This window comes from Comamonas sp. FUJ_7, from assembly GCF_057369555.1.
On record NZ_JBXXZI010000006.1, the window covers coordinates 268,237 to 290,219 of the forward strand.

A 21,983-nucleotide genomic window follows, 5' to 3' on the forward strand; every position below is an offset into this window, starting at 1 on the left:
ACAAAAGTTAGCTGTTTCGCAAGTCACCCCATAAAAAATCAACGGAGACAAAGACATGCAAGACAACGCGACAGACACGGATCGCAGAACATTTCTCATGGGTGCAGCAGCGACTGCTGCGGCAGCTGCGGCAGCTGCATTGCCGGCTGCCCAAGCACAGACCAAGGTTGCAGTACAAAGCAACACTCCTGCAGACGCCATCAATCTGGCAGAGCAGCTGCGCAAGGGCGAAGTCACGCCGCTGGAGTTGCTGGACGCCACGATTGCCAAAGTCGAAGCCTTGCCCGGCCTCAATGCCGTGGTCATCAAGGACTACGAACAAGCACGTGCTCATGCCAAAAATCTCTCGGGACTGAGTGCAGCCCAGCGTAAGAGCGCTACAGCGCAGGCCGCCTTGTGGGGTGTTCCCTTTGTGCTCAAGGATCTGGGTGTGAGCATGGCTGGCACCGTGACCTCGCAGGGCTGCGCCTTCTTCAAGGATGCGGTCGCCGCACATGACTCCACACTGGTGCAGCGCTACAAGGCGGCAGGCCTGAATATCTTTGGCAAGACGGCCTCTCCAGAATTCGGCATGACCACCACCACGGAGTCCAAGCTCTATGGCGTCACCCGCAACCCCTGGAGCGCCAGCCATACGACCGGAGGCTCCTCCGGTGGCACGGCTGCGGTAGTGGCTGCAGGTATCTTGCCCGTGGGGCATGCCAGCGATGGCGGTGGCTCCATCCGCATTCCGGCCGCGCATTGCGGCCTGTTTGGCCTCAAGCCCAGTCGTGGCCGTGTGCCGGCAGGGCCTGACTCTCTGGATGGCGCCATTGGCCTGTCTGCCAACCACGTTATCAGCCGCTCGGTGCGCGACAGCGCCTTGCTGCTGGATCTGAGTGCGGGTCCTGAGCATGGCTCTCGCGTGCGCCCCGGCAGCGATGTGCAGGGCAGCTACCTGAAGGCTTTGAATCAGCCGCCCGAGAAGAAGCTACGCATTGCAGTCTGGCGCAAAAACTACTTTGGCTCTCCCGTGCACCCCGAATGTCTGGCAGCCGTGGACAAGGCCGCCAAGGCCTGTGAGGCCATGGGCCATATCGTCGAAGAAGCCATGCCCGAGCTGCCTGTGGCAGAAATCTTTGCCGGCATGGGGCCTGGCATGTCTGCAGGCTTGCTCAGTGCCATCGACTACCGTGAAAAGCAACTGGGCCGTGCCGTGCGCGAAGACGAGCTGGAGCCACTGAACTGGGCTGCCTTGCAGGGCGCGAAAAAAGCCTCTGCACTGGATCTATATCGCGGACGCGCCGGTTTTGACAAGGCAGGGCGCCTGATCGATGCCTTCTTGTCTCAATACGACCTGATTCTGACGCCCACCACGGCGGTGCCTGCGCAGAAGATTGGCGCTTTGAGGTTGGATCAGCCTTATGAGAGCTATGCCGCTGAGGCCATGAATTCCTCGGCTTTCACGTCGCTGTTCAACATCAGCGGACACCCCGCCATGTCCGTGCCTTTGCACTGGACTGCAGATGGCCTTCCCGTGGGCTCGCACTTTGTGGCGGCTTTTGGTGGCGAAGGGCGCTTGCTGCGCCTGGCGGCCCAGCTGGAGCAGGCCATGCCCTGGGCGCAGCGTATGCCCGATCTGTCTGCCTTCAAGGCTTAAAGGAGAGCTGGTTGATGGATAGACGCAACTTCATTCAAGGCGCTGGGGCCGCGGTTGCAGCGGCAGCGCTGCCTTCTGGAGCGAAAACGCAGACTGCGAGCCAGTCAGCAGATCAAGGAGCAGGCATGGACGGATACGCGTGGGCCGAGCAGATTCGCAGCGGCGATGTGACCCCCCTGGAGGCGCTGGATGCCGCCATTGCGCGTGTCGAGGCCTTGCCCAAGCTCAATGCCGTGGTCATCAAGGACTATGAGCTGGCGCGCCAACAGGCCCGGAGCATGTCTGCGCTGGGGGCGGCAGCACGCGAGCAGGCCACGCAAAAGGCGGCAATGTGGGGCGTACCGTTTCTGATCAAGGATCTGAACCAGTACATGAAGGGCACGGTCACCACCAATGGCTGCCGCTTCTACAAAGGCGCTGTGGCCGACTACGACAGTACTTTGGTGGCACGCTACAAGGCGGCCGGCCTCAATATCTTTGGCAAGACGGCATCGCCCGAGTTTGGCCAGACGGCCACGACCGAGTCCTTGCTCTACGGTCAGACACTCAACCCCTGGAACAGCAAGCACAGCGCTGGCGGATCCTCCGGCGGTGCGGCGGCCGTGGTCGCCGCTGGCATCTTGCCCGTGGTGCATGCCAGTGATGGCGGCGGCTCCATTCGCATTCCGGCCTCGGCCTGCGGCGTGTTCGGGCTCAAACCCAGCCGTGGACGCCTGCCTGCAGGACCGGTCAACATGGAAGGCTGGATGGGCTTGTCCATGAACCATGTGGTCAGCCGTACGGTGCGTGACAGCGCGCATCTGCTGGATTTGACACGTGGCCCTGAAGATGGCTCTCGGGTAATCCCTCCACGCGATGTGGAAGGCAGTTATCTGCAAGCGCTGGCTCAGCCTGAGAAGAAGCTGCGCATTGCCGTATGGCAGAAAAACTATTTCGGCGTGCCGGTGCATCCCGATTGCCAGGCAGCACTCGACAAGGCCATCAAGGCGTGCCTGGCACTTGGTCATGAAGTCGTAGAGGCCATGCCCGAGCTGCCGGTGGCCGAGATGTTCACCGGCATGGGTGTGATGACTTCGGTGGGCATGATGGTCACGATCAGCCAGCGTGAAAAGCTGCTGGGCCGGGCTGTGCGCGAGGATGAGCTGGAGCCGCTGGACTGGCAGACTCTGCAAAAAGCCAGGACTTACACGGCCGAGCAGATGTTTCTGGCGCGCGGCAGCTTTGATACGGGCGGGCGCATTCTCGATCAGTTCCTGAACCAGTACGACCTGATCCTGACGCCCACCACGGCGGCACCTTCACCGCTGCTGGGCAAGCTTTCGCTTAATCAGCCGTACGAGTCCTTCATGGGAGAGGCGATGAAGTCCTCTCCCTATACGGCGCTGTTCAACATGAGTGGTCAGCCTGCCATGTCCGTGCCCATGCACTGGACGGCAGACAACGTGCCGGTGGGCGCGCATTTTGCGGCCCGCTTTGGCCGTGAAGGTCGCCTGCTGCGCTTGGCTGCCCAGCTTGAGCAAACCGTTCCATGGGCAGGCCGCATGCCGGATCTGTCCGTTTTCAAAGCGTAATTTCAAGAAGGCAGGGCCGGCATGACCGCCGCCCTGCATAGCAAGCAAAAGGGGAAAGAAATGGGTATTTGCAACCAGAGAACCGTCGTCATCACCGGTGCAGGCGGTGGCCTGGGCCGCGCTTACGCGCTGGCCTTCGCGCAAGAAGGTGCAAATGTGGTGGTCAACGACATCCGTGCCGAAGCTGCTGCGGCCGTGGCCGATGAGGTCAAGGCCGCAGGCGGTCAGGCCATTGCCAACACGGGCGACATCACCACAGTGGCCGGTGCGCAATCGATTCTGGATGCCACGCTGGCTGCTTTTGGCGATGTGAACGTCATCGTCAACAACGCTGGCGTGCTGCGCGACCGCATGTTCCTGAGCCTGACTGAAGAAGACTGGGACATGGTCATGCGCGTGCACCTGCGCGGCCACTTCTGCATGGCCAAGGTGTTCGGCGGCTACTGGCGCGATCAGAAGAAGGCGGGCAAGGATGTGGATGCTCGCATCATCAACACCAGCTCCGGCGCGGGCCTGCAAGGCTCCATCGGACAGAGCAACTACGCTGCAGCCAAGGCCGGTATCGCCGGCCTGACGCTGGTGCAGGCCGCCGAGCTGTCGCGCTACGGCATTACGGTCAACTGCCTGGCACCTGCTGCGCGCACCTCCATGACAGAAGGTGCCATGCCCGATATGGTCAAGAAGCCCGAGTCCGGCTTTGACGTCTGGGATCCCATGAACGTCGCCTCCATCGTCGTGTGGCTGGGCAGCAGCCAGTCCAGGCATGTGACGGGCCGTTGCTTTGAAGCCAAGGGCGGCGAGCTGTCCGTGGCCGACGGCTGGTTCACCGGCAAGATCAAGGACAAGCAAGGCCGCTGGGAGCCTTCCGAGCTGACCGCCGTGGTCGATCAGCTGATTGCCGAAAGCAAGACCCCGCAGAAAGTCTACGGCACCTGATGCCTGGAGCCGGGTCACAGTGCCCGGCTTTTTCCCCTTTGATGAAGAACTCAGGACGCGAGCCATCATGGATTTAAGTCTGAACGAAGAACAAAAAATGATCGCCGAAAGCGCGGCGGTGTTTTTGCAGGAAAAAAGCAGCTCGGCGCAAGTGCGCAAAGTCTCTGAAACCGAGGGCGGTCTGGACCGCGCTCTGTGGCAAGAGGTGGTGGAGATGGGCTGGTGTAGCGTGGCCTTGCCTGAAGCCGCTGGCGGCATGGGCCTGGGCTTGCGCGAGCTGGTGCTGCTGCAGGAGAAGATGGGCTACCACTTGGCTTGCGTGCCCTTTTTTGATGCGGTGGTGGCCGTGACTCCGCTGTGGCAGGCCTTGAGCCAGACCGAAGCCGGACTGCCCGTGGTCGAGCGCCTGGCGGCATCCGGCCAGATTTGCGTGCTGGGCATGACGGTGCGCGGCGAGTTGCCCGCAGCGGCGACGGTCAAGGTTGAAGGCGCTACAGGCGATCAGTTGGTGCTGAACGGCCAGTGGGGCCAGATCGGCTCGGGTGCGCACGCCGATGTGTTCCTGCTGCCCGCCACGCTGCCTTGCGGCTCGCTGGGCTTGCTGGAGGTCAGCGCCAAGGCTGAAGGCCTGAGCGTGCAAGCCCTCAAGACCATGGATGCCACGCGCAGCAGCGCCAATGTGACGGCGACCAATGTGAAGCTGACAGGCGCGGCCGTTCTTATCCATGGCGAAGCGCTGACCAAGCTGTGGGCGCAAACTCGCAATGTCGCGGCCATTGGGTTGGCAGCCGAGCAGGTCGGCGTGGCCGAGCGGGCACTGGACCTGGCTGTGGAATACACCAAGGAACGCCAGCAGTTCGGCAAGGCCGTGGGTAGTTTTCAGGGCGTCAAGCACCGCGCAGCGCAGATGCTGGTGAAGGTGGAGACCGCACGCTCTGCCGTTTATGCTGCAGCTTTCATAGCTGATAGCGCTGGCGAATCAACAGATCTGACTTACTTTGCAGCGCAAGCCCGTACAGATGCTACGGAGGCTGCTCTCTTTTCTACGCGTGAAAGCATTCAGCTGCACGGTGGAGTGGGCTTTACCTGGGAGTTCGATCCTCACCTGTTCTTCCGCCGCGCGCAGGCATCCAGCCAGCGCATGGGCACAGTGGAGCAGTGGCGCGAGCAGATTGCAGCGCGTCTGCTGGATCAAGCACAAGAAGATCAGATGGCGGAGGCAGCATGAATATGCAGGAATCGGAAATCAACGAAGCCTTTCGCGCCGAGGTGCGTGAATGGATGACTCAGCACCTGACGGGCAAGTTTGCGCCGCTCAAGCATGCGGCGGGATTGGGCTCTGATGGTTATGACGCGCAACTGGCCAAGGAGTGGGAACAAGAGCTGGCCAAGGGCGGCTGGACCGGCCTTGGCTGGGATGTGCAATACGGCGGGCGCAATCTGCCGCTGGCACAGCAGGTCATCTTCCACGAAGAGTATGTACGCTGCGGCGGTCCCGGCCGTATCGGCCATATTGGCGAAACGCTGCTGGCGCCCACGCTGATGGCCTTTGGCACACCCGAGCAAAAGCAGCGCTTTCTGCCTGGCATTCTGGCCGGTACTGACTACTGGGCTCAGGGCTATTCCGAACCCGGCGCGGGCTCTGACCTGGCCGCGATTCGCACCAAGGCGCGCCGCGATGAGGCGACGGGCGAGTGGGTGATCGACGGCCAGAAGGTCTGGACATCGTGGGCGCATGAGTCCGAATGGATTTTTGTGCTGGCGCGTACCGAAGAGGGCAGCACCCGCCACTCGGGCCTGAGCCTGCTGCTGGTGCCCATCAAGCAGCCCGGCGTGGAAGTGCGAGCCATTCGTCAGATCACCGGTGGTTCGGAGTTCAACGAAGTCTTTTTCGACGGAGCTCGTACCGAAGGCGCGCTGCATCTGGGACCCGTGGGTGAGGGCTGGAAAGTGGCCATGTACCTGCTGGGGTGCGAGCGTGGAGCATCGACGCTGGGCCAGCAGGCGCATTTCCGCCATGAGCTGGATCTGATCATTGCCCTGGCCAAGCGCAATGGCACGGCGCGCGACCCGCTGATTCGCCAGCGCCTGGCCAAGGCTGATATGGGCCTGCAGACGCTGCGCGCCCATGCGCTGCGCTCCAGCGACGAAAACACGCCGTTCCGCGTGGCTTCGGTCTCCAAATATGCCTGGTCCAACTGGCACCGCGATCTGGGCGAGCTGGCCATGGATGTGCTGGGCGAGCAGGGCGAGCTGGCGCTGAGCGATCCGGCCTTGGCACCGCTGCAGCAGCTGTGGCTGGTCAGCCGTGCGGACACGATCTATGCAGGCACCAATGAAATTCAGATGAACCTCATGGCCGAGCGCGCTTTGGGCATGCCGCGTTGATAGCAGGGACGACTTGATCGGAGAGCAGAGTACTCCGGTTGGCATAGAAAAAATGCTGCAAACCAAGGGTTTTTACTCATGGTTTGCAGCATTTTTACGTTTCGAATGTCGGTCTGGCGACATTAGGGAATGACCTATCGTCCAAAGTGACGATGCTGCAATGCAGCGAGGACCTGAAGATCAAGCTAACTACCTTCTGAATGACACATGATTAGCGCTCCCTCCTACGTTGCCCCCCACGGTCTGCTCAAAGACAAAACTGTGCTCGTTACCGCTGCTGCTGGCGCCGGTATTGGCTTCTCTGCTGCCAAACGTGCAGCAGAAGAGGGCTGCAAAGCCTTGTATATCTCGGATGTTCACGAGCGTCGTCTGGCAGAGGCCGTGGAGCAAATCAAGAAAGATACGGGTTTGACCCAGGTCTTTGGCAAGCTCTGCGACGTGAGCAAGGAAGAGCAGGTTCAGGCACTGATCACCGAAGCCGACCAGGCCATGGGCGGCATCGACGTGCTGATCAACAACGCAGGCCTGGGCACCAGCTGCAAGGTTGTCGACATGAGCGACGACGAGTGGGGTAAGGTCATCGACATCACCCTGACCGGTACCTTCCGCATGACGCGCGCCGCGCTCAAGGTCATGCAGCCTCGCGGCAAGGGCGTGATTGTGAACAACGCCTCCGTGCTGGGCTGGCGCGCTCAGACCGAGCAGGCCCACTACGCAGCGGCCAAGGCAGGCGTGATGGCTTTCACACGCTGCTCGGCGCTGGAAGCGGCCGAATTCGGCATCCGCATCAACGCAGTGGCTCCTTCGATTGCCATTCACGCCTTCCTCAAGAAGTCGGCCTCTGAAGAGCTGCTGGCCAAGCTGTCCGAAAAGGAAGCCTTTGGCCGCGGTGCCGAGCCTTGGGAGGTGGCCAACGTCATGATTTTCCTGGCCAGCGACTACTCCTCATACATGACGGGCGAAGTGGTTTCCGTCAGCTCGCAAAGGGCTTGATTCATGAGCGAAGTTGCAGAAAAAGTCTTGTTTGACTCGGCCGCATCGGTGCTGGCCGCAGTGGGCCGCCAACTGGGCGAGACCGAGTGGATGCAGATCAGCCAGGAGCGCATCAATCAGTTTGCCGATGCCACAGGCGATCACCAGTGGATTCACGTCGATCCCGAGCAGGCCAAGAACGGCCCCTTCGGTGCCTGCGTGGCCCATGGCTATCTGACGCTGTCTCTGGCCAATTTGTTCTTGCCCCAGCTGGTGGCCTATAGCGGGCTGAAGATGGGGGTGAACTACGGCTGCGAGAAGGTGCGCTTTCCCGCACCCGTACTGGTGAATAGCTTTGTGCGCGGTAGTGGTGAAGTCGTGGCTGCAACACCGATTGGTGAGGATGGCGTGCAGGTCACGATCCGCATCACGGTGCAGGTGAAAGATCAGGATAAACCCGGATGTGTGGTGGAAACCATCAGCCGACTGTTTTTCAGCCCTGAGAATTGAGTGTGTGCCAGTGCCCGCATACGCAGGCATTGGCATTTTTTGAGAAGAGGTAAGAGCTACCAAAAGAGTGGCCAGCCTCTAAAGGGCAGCACAACTGCCCAAGGCGCGACGAAGAGAAAGTTAGGAGACAGATCATGAAAGACGCAGTCATTGTTTCGACCGCACGTACCCCCATCGGCAAGGCTTATCGTGGAGCCTTCAACGACACCGAAGCACCGGTGCTGGGCGGACATGTCATTCGTGCAGCCTTGAACAAGGTCAATGTGGCTGGCGCCGATGTGGACGATGTCATTTTGGGCATTGCCGCGCAGCAAGGCACACAGGGCTACAACCTGGGACGTCTGTGCGGCTACACCGCCGGTCTGCCGGAGTCTGTGGGAGGCATGGTCATTGACCGCATGTGTGCCTCTGGCCTGATGAGCATTGCCACCGCTGCCAAGGGTGTGATGACGGGCGAAATGAACATCGCCGTCGCTGGTGGTCTGGAATCAATTTCTTTGGTGCAGAACAAGTACAAGAATTCGTACCGTGCCCAGTCCAAGGCAGTGCTGGCTGCAGAGCCCACGGCCTACATCCAGATGATCGAGACAGCCGAGCTGGTCAGCCAGCGCTACGGCATCAGCCGCGAAGCGCAGGATGAGTACTCGTTGCGCAGCCAGCAGCGCGTGGCAGCGGCTCAGGCCAAGGGCTTGTTCGACGACGAAATCGTTCCTCTGACGACGACCAAGCAGCTGTTCGACAAGGAAGGCAATGTCACCGGTAGCGAAGAAGTCACACTGACCCGCGACGAAGGCAACCGCGCCGAAACCACGCTGGAAAGCCTGGCCAAGCTCAAGCCCGTGTGGAAGAACGGCCAGTGGGTGCCGGAAGGCCAGTTCATCACGGCAGGCAATGCCTCGCAGCTGTCCGACGGTGCCAGCGCCTGCGTGGTGATGAGTGCTGACGAAGCCAAGGCCCGTGGCCTGGCTGCTCTGGGCACCTATCGCGGCGTGGCCGTGGCAGGCTGCCGTGCCGACGAAATGGGTATCGGTCCTGTCTACGCTATTCCAAAGCTGCTCAAGCAGCATGGTTTGACCGTGGGTGACATTGGCCTGTGGGAAATCAACGAGGCGTTTGCCTGCCAGGTGATCTACAGCCGCGATCAGCTGGGAATTCCCGATGATCGTCTGAACGTCAACGGCGGTGCCATCTCCATTGGCCACCCCTTCGGCATGTCTGGTGCGCGTCTGGTGGGCCATGCCCTGTTGGAAGGTCGCCGCCGCGGTGTTCGTTTTGTGGTGGTGAGCATGTGTATTGGCGGCGGCATGGGCGCTGCTGGCCTGTTTGAACTGAACTAATCTGTCTGTAGTCGATTTCAACCAGGAGTTGAACATGATGGACAGCGCTTTCGCCAAAATGGGCTTCTTCAGCTACTCACCAAGCTCTATTGCTTGTGTGATGAAGGATGTTCCCGTATTCGACACCCCGGCCCCGGTTCGCTCAGTGCCGACCGATGTGCCTTTTGTAAGCGCCGAGCAGCTCAGTGCGCTGATCAGTCAGCTCTATGACGCGGCCATGGACCCCGAAGGCTGGAAGCCTTTTCTGGAATCCTTGCGTCTGCAACTGGGCGGCAACTATGCTTCGCTGATCGTGCGCCCTGGCACGGCCGACGATGTGGGTCTGATCGTCTCAGCCGCTGGCGACCGCCGCGACCTGATGCCGAACTGCCCCAAGATCAGCATGAGCCCGTTTCGTGGCATGCCCACCGACCGCATTGTGACTGTCGGTGATGTCATGCCCGAGTCGGAGTGGAGGGCTTCGAGCTACTACCACGACTGGTGCAAGTCTTTGCAGGTCTTCCATGTCATGGCGGCCGACATCGTCACCAAAGACAGCTGCGTTTATGGGCTGCGCATCACGCGTCCCGAAGGTGCTCCGGCTTTCACCAAGCAAGAGCGTGCCTTTGGCTCCATGATGCTGCCGCACATCAAACGTGCGCTGAACCTGCACCTTTCCGTGAACCAGGACAGACAGGTCATCTCTCTGTACAGCAAGGCCACGGCCCAGCTGATGGTGGGGGTGGTCATCCTGGATCAGAACGGCAATGTACTGGAATGCAACCCGGCTGCGACCAGCATTCTGGACATGCAGGATGGCTTGAAGATCTCCGGCGGCATGCTGGAGGCCAACTACGCCAACGACAACCGCAAGCTGCAGCGCTTGATCAAGGATGCACTCATGCATACCCAGGTCTCGCGTCTGTCCATGACTGAGGGTATGTCTGTCAGCCGCCAATCGGGTCAGCTCAACTGGGGCGTGGTGGTGCAAAGCATCTCCCCCGATGAGTGGACCGAAGGCAAGCAGCGCCCCAGCGTTGCCGTCTTTGTGCGTGACACCGGCGGCAAGGCCGATCCACCCGTGAAGCTGGCTCAGCAGCTGTTTCAGCTGACCCCGGCCGAAACTTCGCTGGCGATCCAGCTGGCCAATGGCCTGTCGCTGGAAGAAGCTGCCGAGGCTTTGAACATTCGCCGCAACACGGCGCGTGCTCATCTGCGCTCCATCTTTTCCAAGACGGGCGTGCGTCGTCAGACCGAGCTGGTGCGTATTTTCCTCAACAGCGTGGCTTGGTTGGGCAACAAGTAAACGCTTTCTGGAACGAGCATCAAAAAACGGGCCTAGGCCCGTTTTTTGTTATCTGCCCACTGCCTGTGATTGAGAGAGTGATGCGCGAGGTGTGCGCATGGAGCCAGACATGAAGATGGCGAGACCGATAAAGCACAGCACCAGCAGCATGGCGCCGCGCAGCCCAAAGGTTTGACCGACAAATCCCAATATCGGTGGGCCAACAAGCAGGGCGACATAGCCAATAGTGGCCACGGCTTTGACGCGTTCGGCCATCTGGCCGCCGCCCTCTGCTGCTGCGGACAAAGCCACCGGAAATCCCAGTGCCGCGCCCAGGCCCCAGCACATGACAGCCAAGCCTGCCAGAGTCTGGTTGTGGCCCAGTGCGATAAAGGCTACGCCAGCGGCCGCCAGCATGATGCTTGCGCGCACCACCACCAGGCGACCAAAGCGCTTGAGCAAAAAGCTGCCGCCAAAGCGGCCCAGCGTCATCATGGCGGCAAACACCACAAAGATCATGGAGCCCAGCGCCGCGCTGAAGCCATGCTCATCGACCAGCAAGATAGGCAGCCAGTCATAGGCCGCGCCCTCGGTCAAAGCCATGGCAAAAACCACCAAGCCAATCATCAGCACGCGTGTGTCGCGCCATACCGAAGTGGGGGCAGTGGCTGTTGTGGCAGAGCCTTTCTCCTCAGAGTCCTTTATGCCAAGACCCGCAGGAATATGGGCAGAAAAGCGCCACAGCAGCAGGCTGATGACGACAAAAGTGCCGCTCAGGTGAGCGATCACGGGGATATGAATGGCATTGGCAGCCAGCCCCAGCAGGGCTCCCAGCAGCGTGCCCAGGCTGAAGCAGCCGTGCAAGATATGCATGACATGCTGGCCGGATTCGTGCTCCACAACGGCTGCATCCATATTGATGGAGATCTCTGCCGTGCCCATGCCCCAGCCAAAAAATGCCATGCCCAGTCCCACCAGAGGCTGCAGCCCGGTGACGACGCCAGCGCCCATGGTGAGCAAGGAAAGACATACCATCGACAGTCCCAGCATCATGGTGAAGCGCGTACCGCGCTTTTGAATGATGCGGCCCGCCAAGAGTACGCCGCACATGGAGCCGACGGAAAGACCCGCCAGCACCATGCCCATCTGGGCAATGGATGCGCCAATGGCATCGCGAATGGCAGGGGTGCGCGTGACCCAGGAGGCCAGAGCCAGACCGGGAATGAAGAAGTAGACGAAGAGCGCAATCTTTCTGCGTTGCAGAGGCGTTGGCATGAAATGCTCGAAATGTTGTACAAACGTACATTATATGTACGGATGTACTATCACTGTGATTTTTGATCGGAATAAGAGACAGCAAGGGATATGAACAGCACAACAAAAAGGCGCTATGACCCGGAGCGGCGCGACCGGATCATTGAGGCTGCGCTGGAGGTGATTGCTACGCATGGCGTGGCGGGCACCACGCACCGGCGCGTGGCCGAGGTGGCCGATGTGCCGCTGGGGGCAATGACCTATTACTTCCAGGGCATGGAGCAGCTGCTGCATGAAGCCTTCAGCAAGCTGGCAGACGATATGTCGCGCCAGATGCTGAGCAGGTTGGAGCTGGCGGCGAGCAAGGACGAGGCGTGCCAGGCCATCATTGACCTGATATGCAATGAACTCTGGACCTGCGAGCGCAACTGGGTGCTGGTCTTCGAGATGTCTGCCTATGCAGCCAGAACGCCCAGCGGACGGCCGCTGCTGCAGCGCTGGATGGGCTGGACGGAGGGCTATATGAGTCGTTACTTCGACCTCAGCACGGCCAAGATTCTGGATGCGTTTATTGACGGCGTAGTCATGCACAACCTGGTGACCAAGAACCACATCAGCCGTGAAGAAGTCACGGAGTTCGTGCGCCGGATCACGGTCTGATGCCTAAAGCCGTGGGTAATCTTGCTATTGAATAAAGAGCTTATAGCGCCTATCTGCTATTGATTTCATATAAGAATTGATCGGAAAATCAATTACAGAAAGCGCTAGCAGCTCTTATTCTTGAAGGTTTGCTGAAATGAGGGCTGTGAAAGCTTGTCCAGCAAAAGCCCTTAGATGGCAAAAACGCTCTTGGCCTCAGGCGCAAGCCTTGGCTTGGCGCAGCGCAGCAATATCGGTTTCGGCATAGCCCACGCTGGCAAGCAGGGCGTCCGTATCCTGACCGATGCGCGTGCCGGGCACTGGCTGGCGTGCCGGCGTGCGTGAAAAGCGCGGTGCGGGCGCGGGCTGGCGCTGGGTTTGGCCGTCGACCTCCAGATCCACAAACATCTGACGCTCGGCGTTGTGGGGGTGGCTGGGCGCATCGGCCAGGCTCAGCACCGGGGCAAAACAGACATCGCTTCCTTCCAGTGCTTCGCACCACTGGGCCTGCGTCTTGCCACGCAAAATATCGGCCACGCGGGCTTTGACTTCGGGCCAATCGGCGGTTTTGTACTGGCGCTTGGGGTCCACATCAGTCAATCCCAGTTTTTGCAGCAGCAGCGCGTAGAACTGCGGCTCGATGGCTCCCAGTGTGATGTGCTTGCCATCAGCGCACTCAAACACTTCGTAGAAGGGCGAGGTGTTGAGAAAGTGATTGTGGGCCGGGTCGTCCTGCCAGTAGTTCATGGCGCGCATCTGGTGCATGAGCCCGCTCATGGCGGCTACGCCGTCGATCATCGCGGCATCTACCACCTGCCCCTTGCCGGACTGGCGCGCCTCGTGCAGGGCGCACATGATGCCGAACAACAAAAACATGGCGCCGCCTGCCATGTCGCCCACGATGGTTGGAGGCAGCACGGGGGCCTGGCCGGGACGCATGGAGGTGGACATTGCCCCGGTCAGCGCCACATAGTTGATGTCATGGCCGGCTGCCTGCGCCAAGGGGCCAGTCTGGCCCCAGCCGGTAACGCGGCCAAAGACCAGGCGCGGAGCGCGCTTGGCGACCTCTTGCGGGCTGAAGCCCAGGCGCTCCATCACGCCGGGGCGAAAGCCTTCAATCAGGGCGTCGGCCGATTCAATCAGCTTCCACGCGGCTGCGCGTCCCGCTTCGGATTTGAGGTCTAGCGCGATGGATTTCTTGCCCCGGTTCTGCGCCATGCGCGGGTAATGCGAGGCGGTGGCATGGTCGGCGCTGCGCTCGATCAGGATGACCTCGGCGCCCATGTCGGCCAGCATCATGCCGGCAAACGGAGCCGGGCCAATGCCGGCAAATTCGATGACGCGCAGACCGCTCAAAGGGCCTGTGCTGCTGCTTTTGTTGTGATGTTCTGTGCTCATTCTTGTCTCCTGCGGGGCTTCAATGCGTTCACTTTTGCCCAGCTCAGGCGCTCTGACCCCGTCCGTTTGAAGTATGTAGCGACCCCAGGTGTGGCCAACACTGCAGGCTTGTGAGTCATTATCTGGGGACAAGAACAATGTTCAGATTAGACGGAAAAGTGGCGCTGGTCAGCGGTGCCGGTCGCGGCATGGGCTTTGGTATTGCGCAGGCACTGGCGACGCAGGGCGCGCATGTGGTGGTCAATGACTTTCACGCCGACCGAGCCGAGAGCGCAGCGCGCCAGTTGCAGGAGATGGGTTTGAAGGCCTCGGCGCAGGCAGCCGATCTGACCGACCGCGCAGCCATTTTTGCCATGGTTGATCGCATCAAGGCCGAGGTAGGCACGGTCGATATCTTTGTGCACAACGCTGGCATTCCGGCACAGGGCTGGGGCTACACGCCGTTTCTGCAGTCTCCGGAGTCCGAGTGGAATGCCTGGCTGCAGCTCAATCTGCACGGCCTGATGCATGCCTGCCAGGCGTTGCTGCCCGCCATGCAGGAAAAGGGCTGGGGCCGTATCGTGGCCATCAACTCTGATGCCGCACGCACGGCCACGGGCATGGGCCTGTGCGCTTACGGCGCGGCCAAGGCGGCGGCCATTGGCTTTATCCGCAACCTGTCGGGCGAAGTTGGCCCGCATGGCGTGACGGCCAATGCATTGTCCCTGGGCACCATGAATAACTGGGAAGGCTCGGAGAAGATCGCCAAGCGCGGCACGTCCGTGGGCCGTGCAGGCTCGCCTCAGGATGTGGGCGCGGCGGTGACTTATCTGGCTTCCAAGGAAGCTGAATGGGTGAACGGCCAGGTGCTGCCGGTCAACGGTGGCGGCTTGGTGTCCTGATCCACTGAAGGCGCAAACCCACGCTGAAGTCTTGACTCCAAAGCCTTCCAGTCTCGCAAGAGCTGGAAGGCTTTTTTCATGGGGCCTGGCGGCGAAGAGATGCGCTATGGGCCTGCTGATCAGGCTAGCAGGGCTCAGCCTGAGGTCTTGATGCTGTTCATTATTTTGATAGCAAAAAACACCGCATCTACAGCCATTTCAGGCGTCTTTTCTCATAGTCTGCACCTAGTCTGAATCAAGTAGGTTTGCGCAAAATCCGTATGGCAATCTGAAAAAGAACTCGACAACTAGCGATGTGAGGAAAGCAGATGGAGGCATTGATCTTTGACCATGTCCGCACCCCCCGGGGCAAGGGCAAACCGGACGGCGCTTTGCATGAGGTGACGCCCGTGTGGCTGGCAGCCCAGCCTCTGGTGGCGCTGCGTGAGCGCAACCAGCTCGACACCAGCGTGGTGGACGACGTGGTCATGGGCTGTGTGGTGCCCGTGGGCGAGCAGGGCGGCAACGTGGGTCGCATGGCCGTGCTGCAGGCCGACTATGCGCAAAGCGTGGCGGGTGTGCAGCTCAACCGCTACTGCGGCTCGGGTCTGGAGGCGGTGAGTTTTGCCGCCGCCAAAGTCATGGCCGGCCAGGCAGACATGACGATTGGTGCCGGTGTGGAGATGATGTCCCGCGTGCCCATGGGCTCGGACGGCGGTGCCTGGGCGCAGGATCCGCAGCTGGCCAACAAGACCTATTTTGTGATGCAGGGCATCTCGGCGGACTTGCTGGCATCGCTGCGCGGCCACAGCCGCCGTGATCTGGACGCGTACTCGGCCGAGAGCCATCAACGTGCGGCCAAGGCCTGGGCCGAAGGGCGTTTTGACAAGTCTGTTGTGCCCGTTAAAGATTTTCTGGGTATGACGCTGCTGGAAAAGGACGAGACCATTCGCCCCGAGACCACAGCCGATTCGCTGGCTGCTCTCAAGCCCGCCTTCACCGAGATGGGGCAGAAATACGGCTACGACAGCGTGGCGCTGCAGCGCTATCCGCAGGTCGAGCAGATTCACCACCATCACCATGCCGGCAATAGCTCGGGCATTGTCGATGGCGCAGCAGCCGTGCTGATCGGCACGGCAGAGGCTGGAGCCCGCCAGGGCATGAAGCCGCGCGCCCGCATTCGCAGCTTTGCCAGCATTGGCTCCGAGCCGACCTTGATGCTGGACGGCCCCAGCTATGCGGCCCGCAAGGCACTGGAGCGTGCACGCATGCAGGCATCCGACATTGACCTGTGGGAGCTGAACGAGGCGTTTGCCACCGTGGTGCTGACCATGATGGAGGAGCTGAACATTCCTCATGACCGCATGAACGTCAACGGTGGTGCGATTGCCATGGGCCATCCGCTGGGCGCCACGGGGGCCATGATTTTGGGCACGGTGCTGGATGAGCTGGAACGCACAGGCAAACGTACGGCGCTGATCAGCCTGTGCGTGGCCGCAGGCATGGGCTCGGCCATGATTATCGAACGCGTGTGAGTGAGGGAGAAGAAGTCATGACAACGGAAATCATTCGCTACGCGGTCGATACGGACGGCATTGCCACGCTGACGCTGGACTATCCCGGCAAGACCATGAATGTGATCGACCAGGCTTTCATGGACAGTCTGGACGCCTGCATTGAGCGCATCAAGAGCGATGAAAAAGTGCGCGGCGCCATCATCACCTCGGGCAAGGACAGCTTTGTGGCCGGTGCCGACCTGATGGGCATGGAAGCCAATATCGACGCCATGGCCGATATGCCGATCGAGGAGCTGTTCGAGTCCTGCGCCTCGCTGTCCAAGCTGCTGCGCAAGCTCGAAACCCTGGGCAAGCCGCTGGTGGCCGCCATTAACGGCATGGCACTGGGCGGCGGCTATGAAATCTGCCTGGCTTGCCACCACCGCATTGCGGCCGATGCACCCACGGCGATGGTGGGCTTGCCAGAGGCACAAGTTGGCCTGCTGCCCGGTGCTGGCGGCACGCAGCGCCTGCCGCGCATGATTGGCATTTTGGCTGCCATGCCTTTCCTCATGGAGGGCAAGCAGCTGCAGGCCGTGAAGGCCAAGGAAGCCGGTCTGGTCAACGAAGTCGTGGCACCCGAGCAATTGCTGAGCGCCGCCAAGGCCTGGTTGATGGCCAACCCTACGGCCCAGCAGCCATGGGATGTCAAAGGCTTTCGCATTCCCGGCGGCGGCCCGCTGGTCCCGCGCGTGGCCCCGGCCTTTGTGGTGGGCAACACCATGCTGCAGGCCAAGACCTATCACAACATGCCAGCGCCGCTGTGCATTCAGAGCTGCATCTACGAAGGCTGCCAGCTGCCTATCGACAAGGGCCTGCGCGTGGAAAGCAAGTACATGGCGGTGCTCTCGCGCAGCCCTGTGGCACGCGGCATGATTCGCACCCTGTTCGTCAACAAGACCAAGGCCGAGAAGGGCATGCACCGGCCCGCAGGTTTTGAGCCTTTCCAATGCCGCAAGCTGGGCATGATTGGTGCGGGCATGATGGGCGCCGGCATTGCGCTGGTGGCGGCGCAGCGCGGCATTGACGTGGTACTGATCGACCGTGAGCAGGCGGCTTCCGAGAAGGGTAAGCAGCACGCTGAAAAAGCGCTGGCCAAGCTGGTGGACAAGGGCCGCCAGACCCGCGAAAAGGCCGATGCCATCTTGGCACGCATCACGCCCAGCACCGATTACGAGCTGCTGCGCGACGCCGACATGGTGGTCGAAGCCGTGTTTGAAGACCGTGCCATCAAGGCCGAAGTCACGAAGAAGCTGGATGCCGTGCTGCCGCCCACCTGTGTGCTGGCCAGCAATACCTCGGCACTGCCCATCAGTTTGCTGGCGCAGGCCAGTGTGCGGCCCGAGCGCTTTATCGGTCTGCACTTCTTCTCGCCTGCCGACAAGATGCCGCTGGTGGAAGTCATTCGCGGCCAACAGACCTCGGACGCCACGCTGGCGCAGGCGCTGGACTTTGTGGCCCAGCTCAAGAAGACGCCCATCGTCGTCAACGACAAGCGTGGCTTCTTCACCAGCCGCTTTATCGGTGCGTTTGTCGATGACGCCATCGGCATGGTGGCCGAGGGCATCGCTCCCGCGTTGATCGAGAACTGCGCCAAGCATGCGGGCATGCCCGTGGGGCCGCTGGCGATTACCGATGAGCTGTCCATCGACCTGTCCAAGCACGCCGGTGAATCGCAGGCCAAGGAGTTCCCTGACGAGTACAAGCAGGGCCGCTCGGTGCCGGTGATCAACAAGCTGTTCGACCTGGGTCGTCTGGGCCGCAAGGTAGGCAAGGGCTTCTACGACTATGACCCGAGTGAATGCGGTAGTGGCAAGCGCATCTGGCCCGGTCTGGCGGGGCACTACCCGCTCAAGAGCGAGCAGCCCAGCGCGCACGACCTCAAGCAGCGCATTCTCTATGTGCAGGCCGTAGAGGGCGCGCGCGCCATGGAGGAAGGCGTGCTGCTGGCGCCGGCCGATGGCGATATTGGCTCGATTCTGGGGGTGGGGTTCCCGGCGTATACGGGCGGGCCGTTCTGCTTTATCGACGGCATTGGTCTGCCGCAGTTTGTCGCCGAGGCCGACCGTCTGGCCGACCTGTTTGGCGAGCAACTGCGCCCGCCGCAGCTGCTGCGCGATATGGCGGCCAAGGGCCAGACCTTCTACGGCAAGACCGCCCGCGCCTGATCAGGCATCGAGCACGGATGGGTAGGCGCGCCCGTCCGTGACTCGACTCAGAGCAATCACTCATCCGATATCCGATAACTAAACGAATGGAGACAAGCCATGGATGAAGTCTTTGATTACATCGTCATTGGTGCAGGTTCTGCGGGCGGCACTCTGGCCGCAAGGCTCAGCGAAAGCGGACAGCACAAGGTGCTGCTGCTGGAAGGGGGGGCAAGCCACAAGGATTTGCTGGTCTCCATGCCCTCGGGCTGGGGCCAGATGATCAACAGCCCCAAGTATTCCTGGGGGCACGAAACCGAGCCCGAGAAGTACGCGGCCAACCGCCGCATCAGCCTGCCGCGTGGCAAGCGCCTGGGAGGCTCTTCGTCCATCAACGGCATGATTTATGTCCGTGGCGACCGTGCAGACTTTGACAGCTGGGCGGCGCAAGGGGCCAAGGGCTGGAGCTATGAAGAGCTGCTGCCGCACTTTGTGCGTACCGAAGACCAACAGCGCAGCGAAGAAGAGTTCACCCAGCCTTGGCATGGCCGGGGCGGGCCGCTGACGGCCAACAATCTGCACAATCCGCATCCTGTGTCTCTGGCCATGGTGCAGGCCGCGGTTCAGGCCGGAATGCCAGCGTGCAAGGATTTCAATAACGGCCACCCCGATGGTGCGGGCCTGTTCCAGGTCAATCTGAAAAACGGCCAGCGTTCATCGGTAGCCAGGAATGCCATCGAGCCGGCCATGCAGCGCAGCAATCTGGATGTGCGCATGCAGGTATTGGTGACCCGCATCGGTCTGGAAGGCCAGCGCGCGAGCACGGTGCACTGGAAGGACAAGGCGGGGGGCAGTCATAGCGCCCGTGCCAACAAAGAGATTTTGCTGTGCGCTGGCGCGCTGCAGTCGCCGCAATTGCTGATGCTCTCCGGTATTGGTCCGGCGCAGCATCTGCGCGAGCTGGGCATTGAGGTCAAGGTCGATCTGCCCGGTGTGGGGGCCAATTTGCAGGATCACGCCATCGTGCCCATGTCATGGCGCATGAAGGCCGATACGCCCAGCCTCAACCAATCGCTGCGCGGCATGGGGATTGCCGCGTCGCTGTTCAAGTACATGCTGACCAAGCAGGGGGCGATGGCCATGCCTGCCTCTGAATTCGCGGCCTGGTTCAGCAGCGATGCCAGCCTGCCCTACAACGATATTCAGATCCACGGCCTGCCGGTCACTGGCGATATCGAGGGCTATATGCAAAACGGCAAAAACTATCGCACCGAAGCCTTTCCCGGCATGACCATGGCGCCTTACCAAGTGCGGCCGTATTCGCGTGGGCAGTTGAAGCTCAAGAGCGCCAAGCCCGAAGAGCTGGCCAGCATTCGAATGAATTTTCTGCACGACGAGCGTGACCGCAAGGCCCTGCTGTATGGCGTGCGCATGGCCAGCAAAATTGCCCAGCAGCCGGCGCTGGCACATTTGGTGGAGACACAGACCCGTCCTGCTCCGAATCTGCAAAGCGATGACGAGCTGCTGGACTGGATTGGCATGTATATGGGCTCGGGCCACCACGCCAGCGGCAGCTGCCGCATGGGCGATGCGCTGGACCCGCTGACCGTTGTTACCCCCGACCTCAAGGTCAAAGGCGTGCAAGGTCTGCGCGTCATCGATGCCTCGGTCATGCCGCACCTGGTGTCGGGCAATACGAATGCGGCGTCGGTGGTGATCGGCGACAAGGGGGCTGATCTGGTGCTGGGCCTGCCTGCGCGGGATGCTCTTTCACCGGTTCGCGAGACCAAGAGTTTTACGGAGGCGCAAGAGCAGCGGCGGCCCCAAGGAGTGGCCGCATGAGCGATGGCGCACGCTACGACTATGTGATTGTGGGCGCGGGCTCGGCAGGCGGTACGCTGGCTGCCGGGCTTAGCGAAGACTGCAGGCACAGCGTTTTGCTGCTGGAGGCCGGGGACAGCACGCACCGCTCCCTGTTTGTCACCATGCCTGCGGGCTGGGCAGCCACCACATACAACCCGCGCTATTCATGGATGCATGAGACCGAGCCTGAAGCCTATGCCGGTGGGCGCCGTCTGATGATGCCGCGTGGCAAGCTGGTGGGCGGCTCTTCCTCGATCAACGGCATGATCTATATACGAGGTCATAGCCAGGATTACGACGACTGGGCTGCGGCTGGTGCCACGGGTTGGTCGTGGCAGGAGATGCTGCCTTACTTTGTGGCCACCGAAGATCAGCAGCATTCGGCCAGCGCTCTGCATGGCAAGAATGGCGTACTACCGGCCTATGACCTGCCCAGCCCACATCCCACCACGCGTGCGCTGATGGAGGCCGCCGTACAGGCAGGGTTGCCGCGCAGCAGTGATTTCAACGATGGCCAGGCCCAAGGGGTGGGCTTGTTTCAGTTCAATATCCGCAAGGGCCAGCGCTCTTCGGTGGCGCATAACGCTATCGAGCCGGCGCTGGCGCGCAAGAACTTCACGCTGCGCTCGCGCTGCGCAGTGCAGCGCGTCGTGCTGGAGGGCAGGCGGGCCACGGGTGTGGAGTACCGGGATCACCGCGGCGGCCTGCACCGGGTTCAGGCCGCCAAAGAGGTGCTGCTGTGCGCGGGTGCCATTCAGTCGCCGCAACTGCTCATGCTCTCCGGTATAGGGCCGGCGCAAGAGCTGCAGCAGCTGGGCATACCGGTGGTCAGCCACGCGCCGGGCGTCGGGCAGAACCTGCAGGATCATTGCACGGCACCGCTGTCATGGAGGCTCAAAAGCGCAGACCAGAGCATGAACCGCTCGTTTACCGGTATGCGCATGCTGTGGTCTCTGCTGCGCTATGGCCTGAGACGCCAGGGGCCGCTGACCACGCCGCCAGCAGAGCTCGGCATGTATCTCAAGACCGATCCATCGCTGCCCTATCAGGATGTGCAGGTGTTTGGCCTGCCCATGAGTGCCGACCCCCGCAGCCGCAAGCACAGCAGCGCTGCAATGAAGCCCGATATCTTTGGCGGCATGACGCTGGCGCCCTATCAGGTGCGCCCTTACTCGCGTGGCAGCATTACTTTGAAGACACCCCATGCAGCCGATCACCCGGCCATCCGGATGAACTACCTGCATGACGAGCGCGATCGCCGGACGCTGATTCATGCGCTGCGTTTTCTGCGCACCGTGAGCCAGCAGCCCGCGCTGGCCGGCTTGGTGGAGCAGGAAGCTCAGCCAGGGCTGGAGGTTCAAAGCGATGCGCAGTGGCTGGACTGGATTGCTCCTCAGCTGGCCACTGGCTACCACCCGGTAGGAAGCTGCCGCATGGGCGCGGCAGACGATGAGATGGCCGTGTGCACACCAGACTTGAAAGTCAAGGGCATACAAGGGCTGCGGGTGATTGATGCCTCCCTCATGCCCAACTTGATTTGCGGCAATACCAATGCAGCCGCGGTTGCGATAGGGGCCAAAGGCGCAGACCTGGTGCTGGGCAAGCCACCCTTGCTGCCGGTGGCCTGAGCCGCCTCAACACGGAAAACT

Annotated in this window: 17 protein-coding genes; 15 read left to right on the top strand and 2 right to left on the bottom strand. The window is 61.2% G+C overall.

The annotated features are described in order from the left end of the window. The first annotated feature begins 55 nt into the window (after window positions 1-55). From AC2I9W_RS11485 to AC2I9W_RS11525, 9 genes are all read left to right on the top strand, one after another. On the top strand, window positions 56-1,639 hold the full coding sequence (locus AC2I9W_RS11485) for an amidase (protein WP_486410085.1): 1,584 nt from the start codon (window positions 56-58) through the stop codon (window positions 1,637-1,639). A gap of 14 nt (window positions 1,640-1,653) precedes the next feature. Continuing rightward, window positions 1,654-3,210, top strand: coding sequence for an amidase (locus AC2I9W_RS11490; protein ID WP_486410086.1), 1,557 nt, complete (start codon window positions 1,654-1,656; stop codon window positions 3,208-3,210). Between the two features lie 60 nt (window positions 3,211-3,270). Beyond that, window positions 3,271-4,146: an SDR family oxidoreductase gene (locus AC2I9W_RS11495; RefSeq protein ID WP_486410124.1), complete on the top strand. Its 876-nt coding sequence runs from the start codon at window positions 3,271-3,273 to the stop codon at window positions 4,144-4,146. A gap of 67 nt (window positions 4,147-4,213) precedes the next feature. Further along, complete coding sequence (locus tag AC2I9W_RS11500; protein WP_486410087.1) at window positions 4,214-5,374, top strand: acyl-CoA dehydrogenase family protein; 1,161 nt, start codon at window positions 4,214-4,216, stop codon at window positions 5,372-5,374. Continuing rightward, on the top strand, window positions 5,371-6,534 hold the full coding sequence (locus AC2I9W_RS11505) for an acyl-CoA dehydrogenase family protein (RefSeq protein WP_486410088.1): 1,164 nt from the start codon (window positions 5,371-5,373) through the stop codon (window positions 6,532-6,534). Before AC2I9W_RS11500 ends, AC2I9W_RS11505 begins: the two co-directional genes overlap by 4 nt. A 207-nt stretch (window positions 6,535-6,741) precedes the next feature. Further along, complete coding sequence (locus AC2I9W_RS11510) at window positions 6,742-7,527, top strand: SDR family oxidoreductase (RefSeq protein ID WP_158392459.1); 786 nt, start codon at window positions 6,742-6,744, stop codon at window positions 7,525-7,527. A 3-nt stretch (window positions 7,528-7,530) separates the two neighbouring features. Continuing rightward, window positions 7,531-8,016 carry a MaoC family dehydratase gene (locus tag AC2I9W_RS11515; protein ID WP_486410089.1) on the top strand — a complete coding sequence of 162 codons (486 nt, stop codon included), beginning with the start codon at window positions 7,531-7,533 and terminating at the stop codon, window positions 8,014-8,016. A gap of 134 nt (window positions 8,017-8,150) precedes the next feature. Continuing rightward, window positions 8,151-9,353 carry an acetyl-CoA C-acyltransferase gene (locus AC2I9W_RS11520; RefSeq protein WP_486410090.1) on the top strand — a complete coding sequence of 401 codons (1,203 nt, stop codon included), beginning with the start codon at window positions 8,151-8,153 and terminating at the stop codon, window positions 9,351-9,353. Window positions 9,354-9,387: 34 nt separating this feature from the next. Beyond that, complete coding sequence (locus tag AC2I9W_RS11525) at window positions 9,388-10,638, top strand: LuxR C-terminal-related transcriptional regulator (RefSeq protein WP_486410091.1); 1,251 nt, start codon at window positions 9,388-9,390, stop codon at window positions 10,636-10,638. A 48-nt stretch (window positions 10,639-10,686) separates the two neighbouring features. Here AC2I9W_RS11525 and AC2I9W_RS11530 read toward each other — a convergent pair whose 3' ends face one another. After that, window positions 10,687-11,892 carry an MFS transporter gene (locus AC2I9W_RS11530; protein ID WP_486410092.1) on the bottom strand — a complete coding sequence of 402 codons (1,206 nt, stop codon included), beginning with the start codon at window positions 11,890-11,892 and terminating at the stop codon, window positions 10,687-10,689. A gap of 90 nt (window positions 11,893-11,982) precedes the next feature. On the opposite strand from AC2I9W_RS11530, the gene AC2I9W_RS11535 reads away from it, so the two are divergent. Continuing rightward, window positions 11,983-12,531, top strand: a complete 549-nt coding sequence (locus AC2I9W_RS11535) for a TetR/AcrR family transcriptional regulator (protein WP_486410093.1) — start codon at window positions 11,983-11,985, stop codon at window positions 12,529-12,531. Window positions 12,532-12,726: 195 nt separating this feature from the next. Here AC2I9W_RS11535 and AC2I9W_RS11540 read toward each other — a convergent pair whose 3' ends face one another. After that, the gene (locus AC2I9W_RS11540; RefSeq protein WP_486410125.1) at window positions 12,727-13,857 is read right to left on the bottom strand and encodes a CaiB/BaiF CoA transferase family protein; all 1,131 of its coding nucleotides are present in this window, start codon (window positions 13,855-13,857) and stop codon (window positions 12,727-12,729) included. A 188-nt stretch (window positions 13,858-14,045) separates the two neighbouring features. On the opposite strand from AC2I9W_RS11540, the gene AC2I9W_RS11545 reads away from it, so the two are divergent. The 5 genes from AC2I9W_RS11545 to AC2I9W_RS11565 all read left to right on the top strand — a co-directional run bounded on the left by AC2I9W_RS11545 (window position 14,046) and on the right by AC2I9W_RS11565 (window position 21,962). Beyond that, window positions 14,046-14,789: an SDR family NAD(P)-dependent oxidoreductase gene (locus AC2I9W_RS11545; protein WP_486410094.1), complete on the top strand. Its 744-nt coding sequence runs from the start codon at window positions 14,046-14,048 to the stop codon at window positions 14,787-14,789. Window positions 14,790-15,097: 308 nt separating this feature from the next. Further along, a complete protein-coding gene (locus tag AC2I9W_RS11550; protein ID WP_486410095.1) occupies window positions 15,098-16,303 on the top strand; it encodes an acetyl-CoA C-acetyltransferase in 1,206 nt (401 codons plus the stop codon). Window positions 16,304-16,320: 17 nt separating this feature from the next. Next, a complete protein-coding gene (locus AC2I9W_RS11555; protein WP_486410096.1) occupies window positions 16,321-18,492 on the top strand; it encodes an FAD-dependent oxidoreductase in 2,172 nt (723 codons plus the stop codon). Between the two features lie 99 nt (window positions 18,493-18,591). Further along, window positions 18,592-20,313, top strand: a complete 1,722-nt coding sequence (locus AC2I9W_RS11560) for a GMC family oxidoreductase (RefSeq protein WP_486410097.1) — start codon at window positions 18,592-18,594, stop codon at window positions 20,311-20,313. Beyond that, window positions 20,310-21,962: a GMC family oxidoreductase gene (locus tag AC2I9W_RS11565; protein WP_486410098.1), complete on the top strand. Its 1,653-nt coding sequence runs from the start codon at window positions 20,310-20,312 to the stop codon at window positions 21,960-21,962. The genes AC2I9W_RS11560 and AC2I9W_RS11565 overlap by 4 nt, the downstream gene beginning before the upstream one ends. Window positions 21,963-21,983: the final 21 nt, after the last annotated feature.

Bases quoted from the DNA above. Each gene is read 5' to 3' on its own strand.
- AC2I9W_RS11560 (WP_486410097.1), top strand. From the start codon at position 18,592: ATGGATGAAGTCTTTGATTACATCGTCATTGGTGCAGGTTCTGCGGGC.
- AC2I9W_RS11565 (WP_486410098.1), top strand. From the start codon at position 20,310: ATGAGCGATGGCGCACGCTACGACTATGTGATTGTGGGCGCGGGCTCG.
- AC2I9W_RS11520 (WP_486410090.1), top strand. From the start codon at position 8,151: ATGAAAGACGCAGTCATTGTTTCGACCGCACGTACCCCCATCGGCAAG.
- AC2I9W_RS11550 (WP_486410095.1), top strand. From the start codon at position 15,098: ATGGAGGCATTGATCTTTGACCATGTCCGCACCCCCCGGGGCAAGGGC.
- AC2I9W_RS11555 (WP_486410096.1), top strand. From the start codon at position 16,321: ATGACAACGGAAATCATTCGCTACGCGGTCGATACGGACGGCATTGCC.
- AC2I9W_RS11500 (WP_486410087.1), top strand. From the start codon at position 4,214: ATGGATTTAAGTCTGAACGAAGAACAAAAAATGATCGCCGAAAGCGCG.
- AC2I9W_RS11485 (WP_486410085.1), top strand. From the start codon at position 56: ATGCAAGACAACGCGACAGACACGGATCGCAGAACATTTCTCATGGGT.
- AC2I9W_RS11530 (WP_486410092.1), bottom strand. From the start codon at position 11,892: ATGCCAACGCCTCTGCAACGCAGAAAGATTGCGCTCTTCGTCTACTTC.
- AC2I9W_RS11495 (WP_486410124.1), top strand. From the start codon at position 3,271: ATGGGTATTTGCAACCAGAGAACCGTCGTCATCACCGGTGCAGGCGGT.
- AC2I9W_RS11515 (WP_486410089.1), top strand. From the start codon at position 7,531: ATGAGCGAAGTTGCAGAAAAAGTCTTGTTTGACTCGGCCGCATCGGTG.
- AC2I9W_RS11535 (WP_486410093.1), top strand. From the start codon at position 11,983: ATGAACAGCACAACAAAAAGGCGCTATGACCCGGAGCGGCGCGACCGG.
- AC2I9W_RS11505 (WP_486410088.1), top strand. From the start codon at position 5,371: ATGAATATGCAGGAATCGGAAATCAACGAAGCCTTTCGCGCCGAGGTG.
- AC2I9W_RS11510 (WP_158392459.1), top strand. From the start codon at position 6,742: ATGATTAGCGCTCCCTCCTACGTTGCCCCCCACGGTCTGCTCAAAGAC.
- AC2I9W_RS11490 (WP_486410086.1), top strand. From the start codon at position 1,654: ATGGATAGACGCAACTTCATTCAAGGCGCTGGGGCCGCGGTTGCAGCG.
- AC2I9W_RS11545 (WP_486410094.1), top strand. From the start codon at position 14,046: ATGTTCAGATTAGACGGAAAAGTGGCGCTGGTCAGCGGTGCCGGTCGC.
- AC2I9W_RS11525 (WP_486410091.1), top strand. From the start codon at position 9,388: ATGATGGACAGCGCTTTCGCCAAAATGGGCTTCTTCAGCTACTCACCA.